Source organism: Acidovorax sp. 100 (assembly GCF_003688355.1).
Lineage (GTDB): Bacteria > Pseudomonadota > Gammaproteobacteria > Burkholderiales > Burkholderiaceae_C > Acidovorax > Acidovorax delafieldii.
Window position 1 is genome coordinate 2,808,814 of the sequence record NZ_REFD01000001.1, and the last position, 15,761, is coordinate 2,824,574.

General features: G+C 67.1%; 15 protein-coding genes. 10 read left to right on the top strand and 5 right to left on the bottom strand.

All coding sequences use genetic code 11. The annotated features are described in order from the left end of the window. Complete coding sequence (locus tag C8C96_RS12940) at positions 1 to 1,455, top strand: cobyric acid synthase (protein WP_121942574.1); 1,455 nt, start codon at positions 1 to 3, stop codon at positions 1,453 to 1,455. Between the two features lie 31 nt (positions 1,456 to 1,486). On the opposite strand, the gene C8C96_RS12945 is transcribed toward C8C96_RS12940, so the two are convergent. Beyond that, entirely contained in the window at positions 1,487 to 2,275 is a 789-nt protein-coding gene (locus tag C8C96_RS12945) for a class I SAM-dependent methyltransferase (RefSeq protein WP_121942575.1), read from the bottom strand. Between C8C96_RS12945 and cobT the strand changes: the two genes are divergently transcribed. Beyond that, positions 2,274 to 3,338 (top strand): nicotinate-nucleotide--dimethylbenzimidazole phosphoribosyltransferase, encoded by a 1,065-nt coding sequence (gene cobT / locus C8C96_RS12950; protein WP_121942576.1) that lies wholly within the window; start codon positions 2,274 to 2,276, stop codon positions 3,336 to 3,338. The genes C8C96_RS12945 and cobT overlap by 2 nt on opposite strands. 21 nt (positions 3,339 to 3,359) lie before the next feature. Here cobT and C8C96_RS12955 read toward each other — a convergent pair whose 3' ends face one another. Continuing rightward, positions 3,360 to 4,493, bottom strand: a complete 1,134-nt coding sequence (locus tag C8C96_RS12955) for a GGDEF domain-containing protein (RefSeq protein ID WP_233584229.1) — start codon at positions 4,491 to 4,493, stop codon at positions 3,360 to 3,362. 249 nt (positions 4,494 to 4,742) lie between these two features. Here C8C96_RS12955 and C8C96_RS12960 point away from each other — a divergent pair, with 249 nt between their 5' ends. The 6 genes from C8C96_RS12960 (at position 4,743) to C8C96_RS12985 (ending at position 10,716) form a co-directional block, all read left to right on the top strand. After that, the gene (locus C8C96_RS12960; protein WP_121942577.1) at positions 4,743 to 5,813 is read left to right on the top strand and encodes an ABC transporter ATP-binding protein; all 1,071 of its coding nucleotides are present in this window, start codon (positions 4,743 to 4,745) and stop codon (positions 5,811 to 5,813) included. A 61-nt stretch (positions 5,814 to 5,874) separates the two neighbouring features. Next, positions 5,875 to 7,167: a PotD/PotF family extracellular solute-binding protein gene (locus tag C8C96_RS12965; protein ID WP_116747419.1), complete on the top strand. Its 1,293-nt coding sequence runs from the start codon at positions 5,875 to 5,877 to the stop codon at positions 7,165 to 7,167. Positions 7,168 to 7,365: 198 nt separating this feature from the next. Beyond that, complete coding sequence (locus C8C96_RS12970) at positions 7,366 to 8,280, top strand: ABC transporter permease (RefSeq protein WP_121942578.1); 915 nt, start codon at positions 7,366 to 7,368, stop codon at positions 8,278 to 8,280. Position 8,281: 1 nt separating this feature from the next. Continuing rightward, the gene (locus C8C96_RS12975) at positions 8,282 to 9,169 is read left to right on the top strand and encodes an ABC transporter permease (RefSeq protein WP_121942579.1); all 888 of its coding nucleotides are present in this window, start codon (positions 8,282 to 8,284) and stop codon (positions 9,167 to 9,169) included. A 13-nt stretch (positions 9,170 to 9,182) separates the two neighbouring features. Then, positions 9,183 to 9,947, top strand: coding sequence for a GntR family transcriptional regulator (locus C8C96_RS12980; protein WP_056747172.1), 765 nt, complete (start codon positions 9,183 to 9,185; stop codon positions 9,945 to 9,947). Positions 9,948 to 9,969: 22 nt separating this feature from the next. After that, positions 9,970 to 10,716: an aspartate/glutamate racemase family protein gene (locus C8C96_RS12985; protein ID WP_121942580.1), complete on the top strand. Its 747-nt coding sequence runs from the start codon at positions 9,970 to 9,972 to the stop codon at positions 10,714 to 10,716. A gap of 137 nt (positions 10,717 to 10,853) precedes the next feature. On the opposite strand, the gene nth is transcribed toward C8C96_RS12985, so the two are convergent. Together nth and C8C96_RS12995 are read right to left on the bottom strand one after the other, a co-directional pair. Beyond that, the gene (gene nth, locus C8C96_RS12990; RefSeq protein WP_121944003.1) at positions 10,854 to 11,492 is read right to left on the bottom strand and encodes an endonuclease III; all 639 of its coding nucleotides are present in this window, start codon (positions 11,490 to 11,492) and stop codon (positions 10,854 to 10,856) included. A gap of 2 nt (positions 11,493 to 11,494) precedes the next feature. Beyond that, positions 11,495 to 12,460, bottom strand: a complete 966-nt coding sequence (locus C8C96_RS12995) for a LysR family transcriptional regulator (RefSeq protein ID WP_121942581.1) — start codon at positions 12,458 to 12,460, stop codon at positions 11,495 to 11,497. 124 nt (positions 12,461 to 12,584) lie between these two features. On the opposite strand from C8C96_RS12995, the gene C8C96_RS13000 reads away from it, so the two are divergent. Together C8C96_RS13000 and C8C96_RS13005 are read left to right on the top strand one after the other, a co-directional pair. Beyond that, positions 12,585 to 14,057, top strand: a complete 1,473-nt coding sequence (locus tag C8C96_RS13000; protein ID WP_121942582.1) for an amidase — start codon at positions 12,585 to 12,587, stop codon at positions 14,055 to 14,057. A 90-nt stretch (positions 14,058 to 14,147) separates the two neighbouring features. After that, complete coding sequence (locus tag C8C96_RS13005; protein ID WP_121942583.1) at positions 14,148 to 15,125, top strand: tripartite tricarboxylate transporter substrate binding protein; 978 nt, start codon at positions 14,148 to 14,150, stop codon at positions 15,123 to 15,125. A 51-nt stretch (positions 15,126 to 15,176) separates the two neighbouring features. Here C8C96_RS13005 and C8C96_RS13010 read toward each other — a convergent pair whose 3' ends face one another. Then, a complete protein-coding gene (locus C8C96_RS13010) occupies positions 15,177 to 15,656 on the bottom strand; it encodes a GyrI-like domain-containing protein (RefSeq protein WP_121942584.1) in 480 nt (159 codons plus the stop codon). Positions 15,657 to 15,761: the final 105 nt, after the last annotated feature.

Below are 15,761 nucleotides of genomic sequence, written 5' to 3' on the forward strand. Positions count from 1 at the left end.
ATGGTGCTGGGCACCACCAGCGGCGCCGGCAAAAGCTGGCTCACCACCGCGCTGTGCCGCTACTACAGCAACCAGGGTCTGAAGGTTGCTCCGTTCAAGGCGCAGAACATGAGCAACAACGCACGTGTGGTGTCGGGCCCTGCGGGTGTGATGGGTGAAATCGGCAGCGCGCAGTATTTCCAGGCCCTGGCTGCGCGTGCCGAGCCTGAGGTGCGCATGAACCCGCTGCTGCTCAAGCCCGAGGCCGACACGCACAGCCAGGTCGTGCTGATGGGGCAGGTGAGTGCCGAGCTCACGGCCATGCCCTGGCGCGGCCGCAGCGAAAAGGTGTGGCCGCAGATCGCCGCAGCGCTCGATGCATTGCGCGCCGAGAACGACGTGGTGGTGATTGAGGGCGCCGGTTCGCCCGCCGAGATCAACCTGCACGCCAGCGACATCGTGAACATGCGTGTGGCCCGCCATGCCGATGCGCGCTGCCTGCTGGTGACGGACATCGACCGGGGCGGCGCGTTCGCCCACCTGTACGGCACCTGGGCACTGTTGCCCGAGGACGAGCGCGCGCTGATCCAAGGCTTTGTACTCAACAAGTTTCGCGGCGATGCCAGCCTGCTGGCGCCTGCGCCGCAGATGCTGCAAGAGCTGACCGGCGTGCCCACCGTGGCCACCATCCCCATGCAGTGGCGCCACGGGCTGCCGGAGGAAGACGGCGTGTTTGACGACCGCACCTTGTCCGCAGGCGCCGTGCACACCACTGTGGCCGTCATCGCCTACCCGCGCATCAGCAACCTCGACGAGTTCCAGCCGCTCAAGAACGTGCCCGGCGTGCGCCTGCTTTGGGCGCGCAGCCCGGCCGACCTGGCGGGCCTCAAGACCACCGACTGGGTGGTGCTGCCGGGCTCCAAGTCCACCGCTGCCGACCTGGCCTGGCTGCGTGCGCAGGGGCTGGACCAGGCCATCGCCCAGCATGCGGGGCAGGGCGGCACGGTGCTGGGCGTGTGTGGCGGCCTGCAGATGCTGGGCGAGGCATTGATCGACACCGCAGGCATCGACGGCAATGCGCCGGGCCTGGGCCTGCTGCCGCTGGTCACCACCTTCGAGGTTGCCAAGACCGTGCAACGCACCCAGGCGCATTTTGGTGCGGTGTTGGGGGCCTGGGCTGCGCTGGCGGGTGTGTCTGTCACGGGCTACGAAATCCACCACGGCCAGACGGCCCAGCACCCGGCCATGGCTGCCAAGGGCGATGTGGCGCGCGAGGTCATCCCCGGCATCGCCTGGCAGAACCCGGCAGGCAACGTGCTGGGTGTGTACCTGCACGGCTTGTTCGAGGATGCTGCGGTGCTGCACGCGCTGTTTGGCGCGCAGGTGCCCACGCTGGACAGCGTGTTTGACGGACTCGCGGGCTTCCTGGGCACCAGCTTCACACCAGGCGTGCTGGATGCGCTGGTGGCGCCTTAGCACGCCGGATACCGTGGCGCCATTCAGCCCCTCACACCCGTTCGCAGTGGCAGGCGAGGGTGGTGTACGGAAAGCGCACGGTGTCCTGCCCGCGCAGCGCGGGGTGTCGGGCTATCAAAGCCTCGATCTGGGCGCGCACCGCAGCGCGTTCAGCATCCGGCAGGGCCGCGATAAAACTGATCGACATGAAACGGTCCACGATGACCTGCTGGGGTGGCCCCACATGCTCGTGGGTCAGCCGGGTCTCGACCAACGGGCCGAAACCGGGGTGTGGAAAGGGTTTGCGCCAGTCGCCCTTGTAGAAGCGCGGGGCATCGCCTTCGTAGGGCGTGATGATGGTGGTGAGCTCCGCCACCCAGTCCACCGACTCATCGCGCACATTCCACACCAGTCCCAGCTTGCCGCCCGGCCGCAGCACGCGGTGGAATTCGTCCAGGGCTTCGCGGGCGGCAAACCAGTGGAAGGCCTGTGCACAGACCACGGCATCCAGCGTGCCGGACGGCAGTGGAATGGCCTGTGCCGTGCCCGCCACGGCGCGCACCGTGGGCAGTTGCAACGCTTCGATCTTGGCGCGCATGGCGTCCACGGGTTCCACGCCCAACACCCTGGCCCCGGTGGTTGCGAGCAGCGCGGTGAATTTGCCGGTGCCCGCGCCCACATCGGCCACCTCACGACCGGGGCCCAGTCCCAACGTCTGTGCCAGCCAGGCCGACAGCGCCGCCGGGTAGTCCGGCCTGCCGCGCGCGTAGGCCTGCGCTTCTTTTTCAAAACCCTGCTGTGCCGCTTTGTGCACGGCGTTCTTTGTGTTCTCCATCACCATGACCTCACCTTTCGTACTTCCATCCGTTGCTGACCTGCATGATGCCGCGTTGGCCAGCCGCCTGCAGCACGTCATTGACCACAAGACCAAGCCCCTGGGGTCGCTGGGCCTGCTGGAGCGCCTGGCGCTGCGCCTGGGCGTGATTCTGGGCACCGAATCCCCCGTGCTGCATGCCCCCCAGATGCTGGTGTGCGCGGGCGACCACGGCCTGGCCGCGCGGGGTGTCTCGGCGTTCCCGAGCGATGTGACCTGGCAGATGGTGGAGAACTTTCTGGCGGGTGGCGCGGCCGTGAGCGTGCTTGCGCGCCAGCATGGCCTGGGCCTCACGGTGGTGGACTGTGGTGTGGCCAAGCCCATTGCTGCGCGCGATGCGGCGCCCGGCCAGCCGCGCTTGTTGCTGCGCAAGGTGGCACCCGGCACGCAGGATGCCTCCGTCGGCCCGGCCATGAGTGCCGAGCAATGCGCCCAAGCGCTGGCCAACGGGGTGGAGGTGGTGCGTGCCCTGCCAGGCAACGCCTTGCTGCTGGGCGAGATGGGGATTGCCAACACCTCGGTGGCGTCGCTGCTGCTGGCGCGCCTGGCGGGGCTGCCGCTGGCCGAGGTGACGGGCGCGGGCACGGGGCTGGATGCTGCGGGCATCGAACGCAAGCGCGCCGTGCTGCAGCAGGCGCTGGATGCCAATGCGGGCGCCACCAGCCCGCTGGAGGCCCTGGCTGCCCTGGGTGGCTACGAGGTGGCCACGCTGGTGGGCGCAGTGCTGCAGGCAGCGGCCGAGCGGCGCGTGATTGTGGTGGACGGCTTCATCACCAGCGCGGCCGTGCTGGTGGCCAGCCGCATCGCGCCGCAGGTGCTGCAGCGCTGCGTGTTTGCCCACCGTTCGGGCGAACGGGGCCACAGCCTGATGCTGGCGCAGATGCAGGCAGAGCCCTTGCTGGACTTGGGCCTGCGCCTGGGCGAGGGGTCGGGCGCGGCGCTGGCCTGGCCGTTGCTGCAATCGGCCTGCGCCGTGCTGCGCGAGATGGCGAGTTTTGAATCGGCTGGCGTGGCGACGCAGACGGCCTGAGCCGCCCTGCTTGGGCAGGCGCTAGCCCACGACGGTCTGGTTGCGGCCTTCTTCCTTGGCGCGGTACAGCGCGGCGTCGGCGCGGGAGAGCATCGCGTCCAGGGTCTCGTGTGACCCGCTCCAGCTGGTCAGCCCGATGCTCACCTCGCAGTCCAGCGGGTGCCCCGAGGCCAGCGTGGCGTGGATGCGCTGGGCCACGGCCAGGGCTGCTTGCGCGTCGGCTCCCGGCAGCAGCACCAGAAATTCCTCGCCCCCGTAGCGACCCAGGCGGTCAGCGCGGCGCAGCACTTGCCGGGTGCGCTCGGCAAAGTGCACCAGCACCGCATCGCCGTGCTGGTGGCCGCGCGTGTCGTTCACCGCCTTGAAGTTGTCCAGGTCCACCATCATGATGGACGGACCGCCGCCGTAGCGCTGCGCGCGCTCCAGCTCGTCCTCGCAGCGCTGCAGCAAGGCACGGCGGTTGAGGGTTTGGGTCAGCGAGTCGTAGGTGGCCAGGTGCTCCAGCTCGGTGCGCAAGCGGTCTGTGGCCATCAGCACCGCGCCAATGGACAGCATCAGCACGGTGAGCGCATAGGCACCGATGTACAGGGTCTGGAACAGCGATGGCTCCATCAGGTCGTTGCCCGCGTGCCCAGCCAGGATGGAACCCAGCCTGACCCCCAGTACCAGCATGTGCAGGCCCAGCATCACCTCCACCAGCCGCACCGGGAAGTTGCGCCCTCCGTGGCGCAGCATGAAACGCAGTTGCGCGGCGTACAGCGCCCCCATCACCACGGTGAAAAACCCCACCCGCACCGCATAGTTGGGCCACCCGTAGGTCAGCCAGGCAAACACCACCGTGGTGCCGGCCATTACCCAGTTCCAGGTGCGCCAGGTGGCGGGCTGGCCCATGAACTGGCGGGTGCCCATGTAATAAGTGACCGAGCCCAGCACCAGCAGCTGGTTGGCCAGCACCAGGCCCAGCCAGTCGGGGATGGCGCCACGCGCGCCAAACAGCACGGTAGACAGCAGCCACAGCAATGGCGCCGCCGCCCATCCGCCCACGCCCCGGATGCTGGGCGGGTAGTGCCGCCGCATGAACAGCAGCACCAGGGCCATGACGGCAGACATGAAGCCCGCCAGGGCGATCATGGAGCGCGGGTCGAGGTTCGTCATGCGGCAGGCAAGAGGAGGGGGAAGGACGTGCCTACGTAATAAATTGTTTCAAAGGCGAAGCCAGTATAGCCACGCACCCGCAGTGCTCAGCGCTGTTTCGGTGCATGGTTTGCCCGAGGTTGGACCAGGGGCAGCGCGGGTGTGGACCGGTATGGGGCGGCAATGTGCGCCGTGTTGGTGCATTTTGTATGCAAAGTTCATAAAACATTGTGTACAAAGTTGGCATGGGCCTTGCGTAGGGCATACGCCATGCAAAGCACCCACCCTGCGCCCGCCTCCGCCGCCATTGAAATCGTGGCGCTGACCAAACGCTACGCCCAAGGCAAGCCCGCCGTGGATGCGATCAACCTGCGCATTGCCAGCAGCAGCTACTGCTGCCTGCTGGGGCCTTCGGGCTGCGGCAAGAGCACCACGTTGCGCATGATCGCTGGGCACGAATCGGTGACGAGCGGCGACATCCTGCTGGAAAACCGCAACATCACCGACCTGCCCGCCGCCGCACGCGGCACGGCCATGATGTTCCAGAGCTTTGCGCTGTTCCCGCACCTCTCGGCGCTGGACAACGTGGCCTTCAGCCTGAAGATGAAAGGCGTGGCCAAGGCCGAACGCCAGGCCAAGGCGCGCGACCTGCTTGAGCGTGTGGCCCTGGGGCACCTGGCCGAGCGCAAGCCCGCAGAACTCTCCGGCGGGCAGCAGCAGCGTGTGGCGCTGGCGCGTGCGCTCATCACACAGCCGCGTGTGCTGCTGCTCGACGAGCCGCTGTCCGCGCTCGACCCCTTCCTGCGCATCCAGATGCGCGCCGAGCTGCGCCGCTGGCAAAAGGAGCTGGGCCTGACCTTCATCCATGTGACCCACAGCCAGGAAGAAGCCATGGCCCTGGCCGACACCATGGTGGTGATGAACCATGGCGTGATCGAGCAGGTGGGCAGCCCGCACGAGGTCTACAACCGGCCCGCCAGCGAATTCGTGGCGCGCTTCATGGGCGGGCATAACGTGATCGACACGCCCGAAGGCAAGGTGGGCGTGCGCACCGACCACCTGCAGATTGCCCCCGCCAGTGCCGAGTTGCCCTGGGGTGCCCAGCGCATGCAGGCCGTGGTGACCGATGTGGAATACCAAGGCACCTATGTGCTGGTGGGCCTGCAAAAGCACGGCGCAGTTCTGTCGGCCAACGCCACGGCGGCGTATTCGGTGATGGTGTCCGAGGCCGCCTTTGCTGCGCAGCCCTACCAAGTGGGGCAGGGCGTGCAATTGCACTGGACGCCCGACCAGGCGCACCCGCTGTCCGTGCCCGCTCCCGCAGTGGCCGTCGCCGCCTGACCGCGCCGCCGCTTTACCTCTTTTTCCACCCGTCCCCTTCCGCAACCCAAGGAGTTTTCCCATGTCCGATGCTTCCCGTGCTGATTCCCCTGTTGTTGTCTCCGATGCCACTGGAGTGGCGCGCCGCTCGTTGCTCAAGGGCACGGCGGGCATCCTGGCCGCTGGCATGTTCCCGGCCGTGCATTCGCAAGAGAAGATCGTGCTGCGCTACCTGGGCACGGCGGTGAACCAGGACAAGGCGATTGCCGAGAAGTTCAAGGCCGACACCGGCATCGAGATCCAGTACGTGGCCGTGACCACGGACGACGTGACCAAGCGCGCCGTCACCGCGCCCAACAGCTTTGACCTGATCGACACCGAGTACTTCTCGCTGAAAAAGATCGTACCCACGGGCAACCTGAAGGGCATCGACACCAAGCGCATCAAGAACGCCGACAAGATCACCACGCTGTTCACCACCGGCCAGGTGGCTGGCAAAGCCGTGGGCGACCAGGGCACCGCGCCCAAGAAGGTGATCTACCTGGAAGGTGAAAAGTCCAAGAAGTTCGCGACGGCGCCCACGCAGTTCATGAGCCTGATCCCCACTGTGTACAACGCCGACACGCTGGGCATCCGCCCCGACCTGATCAAGCGCCCCATCAACTCGTGGGCCGAGCTGCTCAACCCCGAGTTCAAGGGCAAGACCGCGATCCTGAACATCCCCTCCATCGGCATCATGGACGCCGCCATGGTGGTCGAGGCCATGGGCATCTACAAGTACCCCGACAAGGGCAACATGACCAAGAAGGAGATTGATCTCACGATCAAGACCCTGATCGAAGCCAAGAAGCAGGGCCAGTTCCGCGCGCTGTGGAAGGACTTCAACGAGTCGGTGAACCTGATGGCGTCGGGCGAGGTGGTGATTCAGTCGATGTGGAGCCCGGCTGTGACGGCCGTGCGCACCAAGGGCATCGCCTGCAACTTCCAGCCCCTGAAGGAAGGCTATCGCGCCTGGGCCGCAGGCTTTGGCCTGCCCGCCACGCTGAGCGGCCGCAAGCTCGATGGCGCCTACGAGTTCATCAACTGGTTCCTCGACGGCTGGGCCGGTGCCTACCTGAACCGCCAGGGCTACTACAGCGCCGTGCTGGAGACCGCCAAGTCCAAGATGGAAGCCTACGAGTGGGCCTACTGGATGGAAGGCAAGCCCGCCACGCAGGACATCAAGAGCCCCAATGGCGACGTGCTGGCCAAGGCCGGTGCAGTGCGCGACGGCGGCAGTTATGAGTCGCGCATGGGCGGCATCGCTTGCTGGAACGCGTTGATGGACGAGAACAACTACATGGTCCAAAAATGGAATGAATTCGTGGCGGCGTAAGGAGTGCACCCCCTGAGGCGCTGCGCGCCTTCACCCCTCTCTCGACCCGCTGCGCGGTTCGGGAGGGGGACGCTCCCAGCGCACGCAAGCGAAGCGCTGCATTCGCAGCTTGGCGGCCCTTGCGCGGGAGCACTGGCCTCTGGCCGCGCCGGTTTCAAGGGCAGCGTGCAGCGCTGCTGATATCTGAATGCAAACACCATGAGCACGACCAACACACCGACCTTGCCCGCTGCAGCTGTCCCCGGCCGCAGCATTGCCGCCTGGTGGCAGGCGGCGCCGTTCACACTGGTGTTCGCGCTGTTTTTCCTGATTCCGCTGGCGCTGATCGTGATGGTCAGCTTCTGGGACTTCAACGAGTACGAGCTGTTGCCGGGCTTCACGTTCAAGAACTACGTGTCGATCTTCGCGGGCTGTGGCGATGCGTCGGAGGGCCTGTGTGTCACGCTCAAGACGTATTACTCCACGCTCAAGTTCAGCTTTCTGGTGTGGCTGATCACACTGGTGATCGGCTTCACCGTGGCCTATTTTTTGGCTTTCCACGTGCGCTCTTCGGGCATGCAGACCCTGCTGTTCGTGCTGTGCACCATCCCGTTCTGGACCTCGAACGTGATCCGCATGATCTCGTGGGTGCCGCTGCTGGGGCGCAATGGGCTGGTCAACCAGACGCTGATGGGCATGAACCTGATCGAGACGCCTTTGGAGTGGCTGCTGTTCTCGGACTTCTCGGTGGTGCTGGCCTTCGTGCACCTGTACACCATGTTCATGATCGTGCCCATCTTCAACAGCATGATGCGCATCGACCGCAGCCTCATCGAGGCGGCCAGCGATAGCGGCGCGAGTGGTTGGCAGACGCTATGGAACGTGATCGTGCCGCTGTCGCGCACCGGCATCATCATCGGCTCGATCTTTGTGATCACCATCGTCATGGGAGATTTCGTGACCATCGGCGTGATGGGCGGGCAGCAGATCGCATCGATTGGCAAGATCATCCAGGTGCAGACGTCTTACCTGCAGTTCCCGCTGGCGGCGGCCAATGCCGTGATCCTGCTGGCCGTGGTGCTGATGATCATCTGGGGCCTCACGCGCCTCGTCGACATTCGCAAGGAGCTGTGAGATGAAAGTCCGTGAATCTCGTCCCGCCAGCTTCTGGCCCTTGGCCATCTTCTTTGCGCTGTTCGTGCTGTTCATGTACGGGCCCATGTTCGTCATCTTCATCCTGAGCTTCCAGGGCCCCGAGGGCGGGCTCACTTTCCCCATGCGCGGCGTGTCGCTGCACTGGTTCGCCAAGCTGGCCGAAGGGCTGGGTGTGGTGGACATTGGCGCGGCGCTGTGGCGCTCGCTGGGCCTGGGGGTGGCGGTGATGCTGTGCACGGTGGTGCTGTCGGTGCTGGCCGGTCTGGCGTTTCGCAAGCGGCTGGCGGGCGGCAACACGCTGTTCTTCATCGTCGTGGCCAGCCTCATCATGCCGTCCATCATCGTTTCGCTGGGCATCGGGCTGGAGTTCCGGCTCATCGACAACGGCATCAAGGCGGCACTGGAATGGCTGGGCATGGAGGGTGCGCTGGAGGGCTATGGCACGTCGCTGGGCCTGTTCACCTCGGCCCTGGGCGCCCACCTGACCTGGACGCTGCCGTTCGGCCTGCTCATCATGTTTGCGGTGTTCAACCGCTTCAACCCGGCGTACGAAGAAGCCGCACGCGACCTGGGCGCCACGCCCTGGCAGGGCTTTGCGCATGTGGTGCTGCCGCTGATTGCACCGTCGGTCGTGGGCATTGGCATGTTTGGCTTCACGCTCAGCTGGGACGAGATCGCCCGTACCTCGCAGGCCATTGGCGACGTGAACACGCTGCCGCTGGAGCTGCAGGGCCTGACCAGCACGGTGACCACGCCGTCCATCTACGCGCTGGGCACGCTGACCACGGTGGTGTCTTTCATCGTCATGGGCATCACGCTGGCGCTGGTGTGGGCTTTGGGCCGCAGGAGCAAGGGCCGTTCGGGGTAAAAACGGCACCCTTATGACGACCACCCTCCCCAAGCCCCGGCGCGCGCGCGCTGCGGTCACCGAACCGCCCGTGCAGCCCGACACGACCGGCCAGCTCAGCGACAACGACATGTACGACCGCATGGTGTCGGCCATCCTCGACCACCGGCTGCCGCCCGGCACCAAGCTGGTGGAAGACAAGCTGGCGGCTGCCTTCGGGGTCTCCCGCACCCGCGTGCGGCCTGTGCTGGTGCGGCTGGCCAACGAGCAGGTCGTTACGCTCACGCCCAACCGGGGCGCATCCATTGCCCAGCCCACGCCGCAAGAGGCGCTGGAGGTGTTCGAGGCCCGCCGCCTGCTGGAGCCGCGCCTGGTGGAGCTGTTCATCGCCAACGCCACCGACGCCGACATTGCCGCGCTGCGCACCTGCATCGACGACGAAGAGGCCGCCCGCGCCAGCGGCGACATGCGCCGCGCCATCCGCCTGTCGGGCGACTTTCACCTGCACATCGCGCAGGCGGCCGGGCACCAGACACTGGGGCGCATCCTGCGCGAGCTGGTCTCGCGCACCTCGCTCATCCTGATGACCTACAGCCCCAGCCACGCCCAAACCCGCGAAGAGGCCACGGCCTGCGGCTGCCGCGAGCACCGGGCGCTGATCGACGCCATCCGCCTGCGTGACGCGCGCGAGGCGCCCCGGCTGATGCTGGCCCACCTGGCGCGGATCGAGTCGCAGCTGGAGTTCACGCCGCCTGCGGCAGAGGCGCCCGATCTGGCGCGGTTGCTGGGCGGGGTCTGACGGTTTTTTCACACGCTTGCCCATGCGCCAACTGCTCGTCATCAACCCCAACATGTCGGCCCATGTCAGTGCCTTGCTGCAGCGGCATGTGCAGGGGGCTGCGGGCTCGCATGTGGCGGTGCGCACGGCCACGGCCCGCTTTGGCGCACCGTACATCGCGTGCGAGGCGAGCTATGCCGTGGCGGCCCACGCCGCGCTCGATGTGTGGGCGCATGAGATTGCACAGCCGCAGACCGCGCCCGACGCGGTGCTGATCGGCTGCTTTGGCGACCCTGGCCTGATGGCGCTGCGCGAGAGCAGCCCCGTGCCTGTCACCGGCCTGGCCGAAGCGTCATTCATCGAGGCTGCGCGCCACGGCCGCTTTGCCATCGTCACCGGCGGCGAGCGCTGGGGCCCCATGCTGCAGCGCCTGGCCCAGGCGCTGGGCCACGCCCACGCACTGGCAGGCATTCACACCGTGGCGCCCACCGGTGCCCAACTGGCTGCCGACCCCGAAGCGGCGCGCGCATTGCTGGCCCAGGCCTGCAGGGACGTGGTGCGCCAGATGGGGGTGCAGGCCGTCATTCTGGGTGGCGCCGGGCTGGCAGGCATGGCTGCCGCCGTGCAGCCGCAGGTGTCGGTGCCCGTGATCGACAGCGTGGTGGCCGGTGCCACCTGGGCGCTGCGCGCGCATCCCGTGCCGCCGGAGCGCAAGGTGGCGGGGTTTGATGTGGCCTGGGTGGGGGTGTCGCAAGAGATGGCGGCGCTGGGCACCCGCTGCGTTGGCTGACCCGGCCTTGTGGGCTGGCGGTTGCGCAAGGGCTCGAAATCTCTGCCAGAGCGCAGGTTTTGAGTGTTTTTGGCTGGATGCGCTAGAAGAATATGCGCTGGTTGCTATGAAATTTGAAGCGCTGTGCTTTCTGCGCGTTAGGGCGCCAGCGTCTTCGGCCGGTAGTCGCAATACTCGCTCACCACACATTCCCAGCAGCGCGGCTTGCGCGCCTGGCATACATAGCGGCCCAGCAGGATGAGCCAGTGGTGCGAATCCACCGCATAGGCCGCAGGCACGCGCTTCATCAGCTGCAGCTCCACCGCCAGCGGGTTCTTGCCCGGTGCCAGGCCGGTGCGGTTGCTCACGCGAAAGATGTGCGTGTCCACCGCCATGGTGGGCTGGCCAAAGGCCACGTTCAGCACCACGTTGGCCGTCTTGCGGCCCACGCCGGGCAGGGCCTCCAGCGCCTCGCGCGTGCGGGGCACCACGCTGCCGTGCTGCTCCACCAGGATGCGGCAGGTTTCCATCAGGTTCTTGGCCTTGGTGCGGTACAGGCCGATGGTCTTGATGTAACCCTCCAGCCCCTCCAGTCCCAAATCCAGGATGGCCTGGGGCGTGCCCGCCACGGGGAACAGCTTGCGCGTGGCCTTGTTCACCCCCACGTCGGTGGCCTGGGCCGACAGCAGCACGGCGGCCAGCAGCTCGAACGGGGTGGTGTATTCCAGCTCCGTGTTGGGCATCGGGTTGGCTGCCTTCAGGGTGGTGAAGAAGGGCTCGATCTGGGCGGTTTTCATCATCATCGTTGGCGGGGTGGGGCAGGGGGCTGGCTTCTTTTGGCGGGCGTGGCCGGTGGCGCATTGTCCCGCAGCTGCGCCTGCAGGAACTCCAGGAACATGCGCACGGCAGCGGGCAGGGTGCGGCCGCTCAGGGTCTGCAGCTCGGCGGCGCGGGCGCTCATGCCGGGCTCGCGGATCTGAGCGGCATGCATTTCGCCGCGCTGCACCCGATCGCGCACCGTCACCTCGCCCGAGATGGACAGGCCGCCGCCATGCAGCACAAAGTGCATCAGCGTCTCGAAGTGGTTGCACACCAGCGCGGGCTCAAAGACCAGGCCCCGCTGGCTGCAGCCGATGTCGAACAGCTGGCGCACGGTGTTGTCGCGCTCGGGCAGGGCGATGGGGTAGGCGTGCATCTGCGCCAGCGTGACGGAGTGGGCGCGTGCCAGCGCGTGGTCCGGCCGCATGATGGCAATGACGGGCGCGGCCTGGCGGTGCTGCACGGTGATGTCCCGCTCGGCCGAGCGGCTGTAGGTCAGGCCAATGTCCGCATCGCCGTTGAGCACCGCCACGGTCACAGCTGCGGGGCTGGCCACGCGCAGGTGAAACTGGATGCCGGGGTACTGCAGGCGGAACTGCGCCATCACGCGGGGCAGGAACTCGATGGCAAAACCTGCAGAGCTGCAGATGCGCACCAGCCCCGTGCGCAGGCCCTGCAGCGCCTGGATGTCGGAGACCACGCGGTCGGCCTCCAGCGCGCCGCGCCGGGCATGGGCGGCCAGCAGCTCGCCCGCCGCGCTGGGCGCCATGCCGCGTGGGCGCCGGTCAAACAGCGGCACGCCCAGCAGGTCTTCGAGGGCGGCGACTTGGCGGCTCACGGCCGAGGGCGACACATTGAGGCGCGTGGCGGCCTCGCTGACCGAACCGCTGCGCACCACCTCCAGAAAGTAGCGCAGCGCCGTGTCCTGCAAGCGGCTGGAAAGCATGGGGGGCCTTTCGGGGTGTGGATTGCGTAAAACGCAAAGATAACTCCAGAAATCGTTGATTGTCGAAACGCAGCGGGCTGCTTATGCTGACTCACCAATGACACATTCACCGACCCCAGCCCCCATGCCTTCTGCAAACAGCGTCACCCCGGGTGGTACCCCCAGCCCCATCGTGGACCTTACGGCCACCGGACTGTCGCGCGCCATCCATGCGCGGGAGGTCTCCTGCACCGAGGTGCTGGACGCCTACCTGGCCCAGGTAGACCGGCTCAACCCCGTGGTGAATGCCCTGGTGGCGATGGTGGACCGCAACGTCCTGCGCACGCAGGCGTCAGAGCGCGATGCGCAACTGGCGCGTGGCGAGAGCCTGGGCCCGCTGCATGGGTTTCCGCAGGCGCCCAAGGACATCATGCCCGCCGCAGGCATGGTCACCACGCGGGGCTCGCCCATCTTTGCCGGGCAGGTCTCGACCACCGATGCGGTGGTGTTCGAGCGCATGCGCGCAGGCGGCGCACTGTTCATCGGCCGCAGCAACTCGCCCGAGTTTGGCCTGGGCGGGCACACCTACAACCCGGTGTATGGCACCACGCGCAACGCCCACAACCCGGCTGTGTCGGCGGGGGGCAGCAGTGGCGGCGCAGCCGTGGCAGTGGCCCTGCACATGCTGCCTGTGGCCGATGGATCGGACATGATGGGCTCGCTTCGCACGCCAGCGGCGTTCAACAACGTATACGGCCTGCGCACCTCGTTCGGCCTGGTGCCGCACGGGCCGACGGAGGAAGTGTTCTTCCAGCAATTCAGCGTGGCCGGGCCCATGGCACGCAACATCCCGGACCTGGCGCTGCTGCTGTCGGTGCAGGCGGGTTTTGATGCGCGGCTGCCGCTCACGCGCCGGCACGAGGATGTGGCCCTGCTGAGCCAGCCGCTGGAGCGCGACTGGCGCGGTGCCCGCATCGGCTGGCTGGGTGACCTGGGTGGCCACTTGCCCACCGAGCCCGGCGTGCTGGCCACCTGCGAGCAGGCGCTGGAGCACTTTCGCACGGTGGGCTGCACCGTGGAATCTGTGGCGCCCGCATTCAATCTGGAACAGCTGTGGAACGCCTGGATCGACCTGCGCAGCTTCAGCGTGGCAGGGGCCAATGCGGCCCTGTATCGCAACCCGGCCACGCATGCACTGCTGAAGTCCGAGGCGGTGTGGGAGATCGAGCGTGGCATGCGCCTGACGGCCCTGCAGGTATACGACGCGGCCCGCGTGCGCAGCGCGTGGTACCAGGTGCTGCGCGGCCTGTTCGAGCAATTCGATTTTCTGGTGTTGCCCGCTGCCCAGGTCTTCCCGTTCGATGCAGGGCTGGACTGGCCCCACGAGGTCGGCGGCCGCACCATGGACACCTACCACCGCTGGATGGAGACCGTGGTGCCCGCCACCATGGCCGGCCTGCCCGCGCTGGCAGCCCCCGCAGGTTTTGGCCCCGGCGGCCTGCCTGCGGGGCTGCAGATCATCGGCCCGGCACAGTCTGACGCCGCCGTGCTGCAGATCGGCCATGCCTACGACCAGGCCAGTGGGTACGCGCGCCAGCGCAGCCCCTTGCTGGGGTGACCTGGGCCTCGCTGCTCGCCATTCCATCTCCCACCGCGAACCCCCGCTACCCCCCAACTTTTGTCAACGTGCTTTCTGGAGAGCTTCACCATGCTGCGTTCCCGCTTCGTATCGAGTCTTCTGCTCAGCGCCCTGGTGCTGGGCGCGCCCGGCCTGGCGCAGGCACAGAATTACCCCGACCGGCCTATCAAGCTGGTCGTGCCTTTTGCCCCGGGCGGAGCCACCGACATCCTGGGACGTTTGCTGGCCACAGCCCTGGGGGAGCGCCTGGGGCAGCCCATGGTGGTCGAGAACCGGCCCGGCGCGGGCACCGTGGTGGCGGCGTCCATGGTGGCCAAGGCGCCCGCTGACGGGTACACGCTGCTGCTCGGGTCCAACACCACGCTCACCATGAACCCGGCCATCCGCACCAACCTGCCGTACGACCCCATCAAAAGCTTCACGCCCCTGGCCCTGGTGGCCGACATGGGGCTGCTGCTGGTGGCCCACAACGACACCCCGGGGCAGTCGCTCAAGGACATCGTGGCCCAGGCCAAGGCCGCGCCGGACAAGTTCTCGTACGGCTCCTATGGCACGGGCTCGTCGGTGCACTTTGGCGCCGAGATGCTCAAGACCACCGCAGGTTTTCCGATGATGCATGTGCCTTTCAACGGCAGCTCGCCCAGTCTCACGGCGCTGATGGGCGGGCAGGTGCAACTGGCGGTGGACACCGTGGTGGCATCCACCCCGCTCATCAAGTCCGGCAAGATCAAGGCGATTGCGGCGCTCAGCCCGCAGCGCCTGGCCTTGCTGCCCAACGTGCCCACGGTGGCCGAAAGCGGCTACCCCGGCTTTGACATGGGATCGTGGTTTGCCTTCGTAGGCCCGGCAGGCCTGCCCGCACCCGTGCAGAAGAAACTGGAAAAGGCCCTGGCCGAGACCATGGCCTCGGCGGAGTTCAAGAAGAAGATGGTGGACATCGGCCTGACGCCGCTGGGTGGCAATGGGGACGCGCTGCGCGCACGCATTGAGCGCGAGCTGCCACTGATGCGTGCCGTGGCGGCACGGGCGGATATCCGGGTGGATTGACGGTCGGCGCTGAAAAGGGCTACCCGGCCCGTCAGCGCAACCCGATGGGATTCAGCGCGTCCGCTTGACCGGAATACACAGCCAGCACGGAAAGCGCCCCGTGGCCGGGTCCACCGCAAAGTCCTCGTCGTAGATCTCCAGCGCAGCGCGGGGCGCCCATTCCCAGCCGTCGGGGATCTGGCCCGGCGTGCCCATCTGCGCCCAGGCGGCGCCGATCTCTGGCCCCGTGCCCACAAAGTGCATGCAGGCGTAGTCGCCGCCTTCGTAGTCCATCACCTGCACATCGGGCCCGGTGCGCAGGCCCACGCCAATCTGCACCGCTGCGTCATAGCGGCACTGCTCGGGCGGCGTGCAGCCCGGGTCGTCGTGGCTGAAGCCATAGAACTTGGGGCGCGGATCATTCAGCCGATGGGCGGCACACCAGCTGCCAAAACGCTCCCACAACTCGGTCAGGCCCGGGTGGCCGTAGGCGCCGGTGTGGCGCATGGTGGCAAGGCGCATGCGGGGCAGGGTGCGGAGGGTCAGGGTCATGGCGGGCAGGGCAGTGGCGGTGGACGGAAAACCCAGTTTAGAGCCTCTTGGAAAGACACCGCATGAATCCTGCGTCGCAATTGGCGACAATGCAAAGTTTGTTGC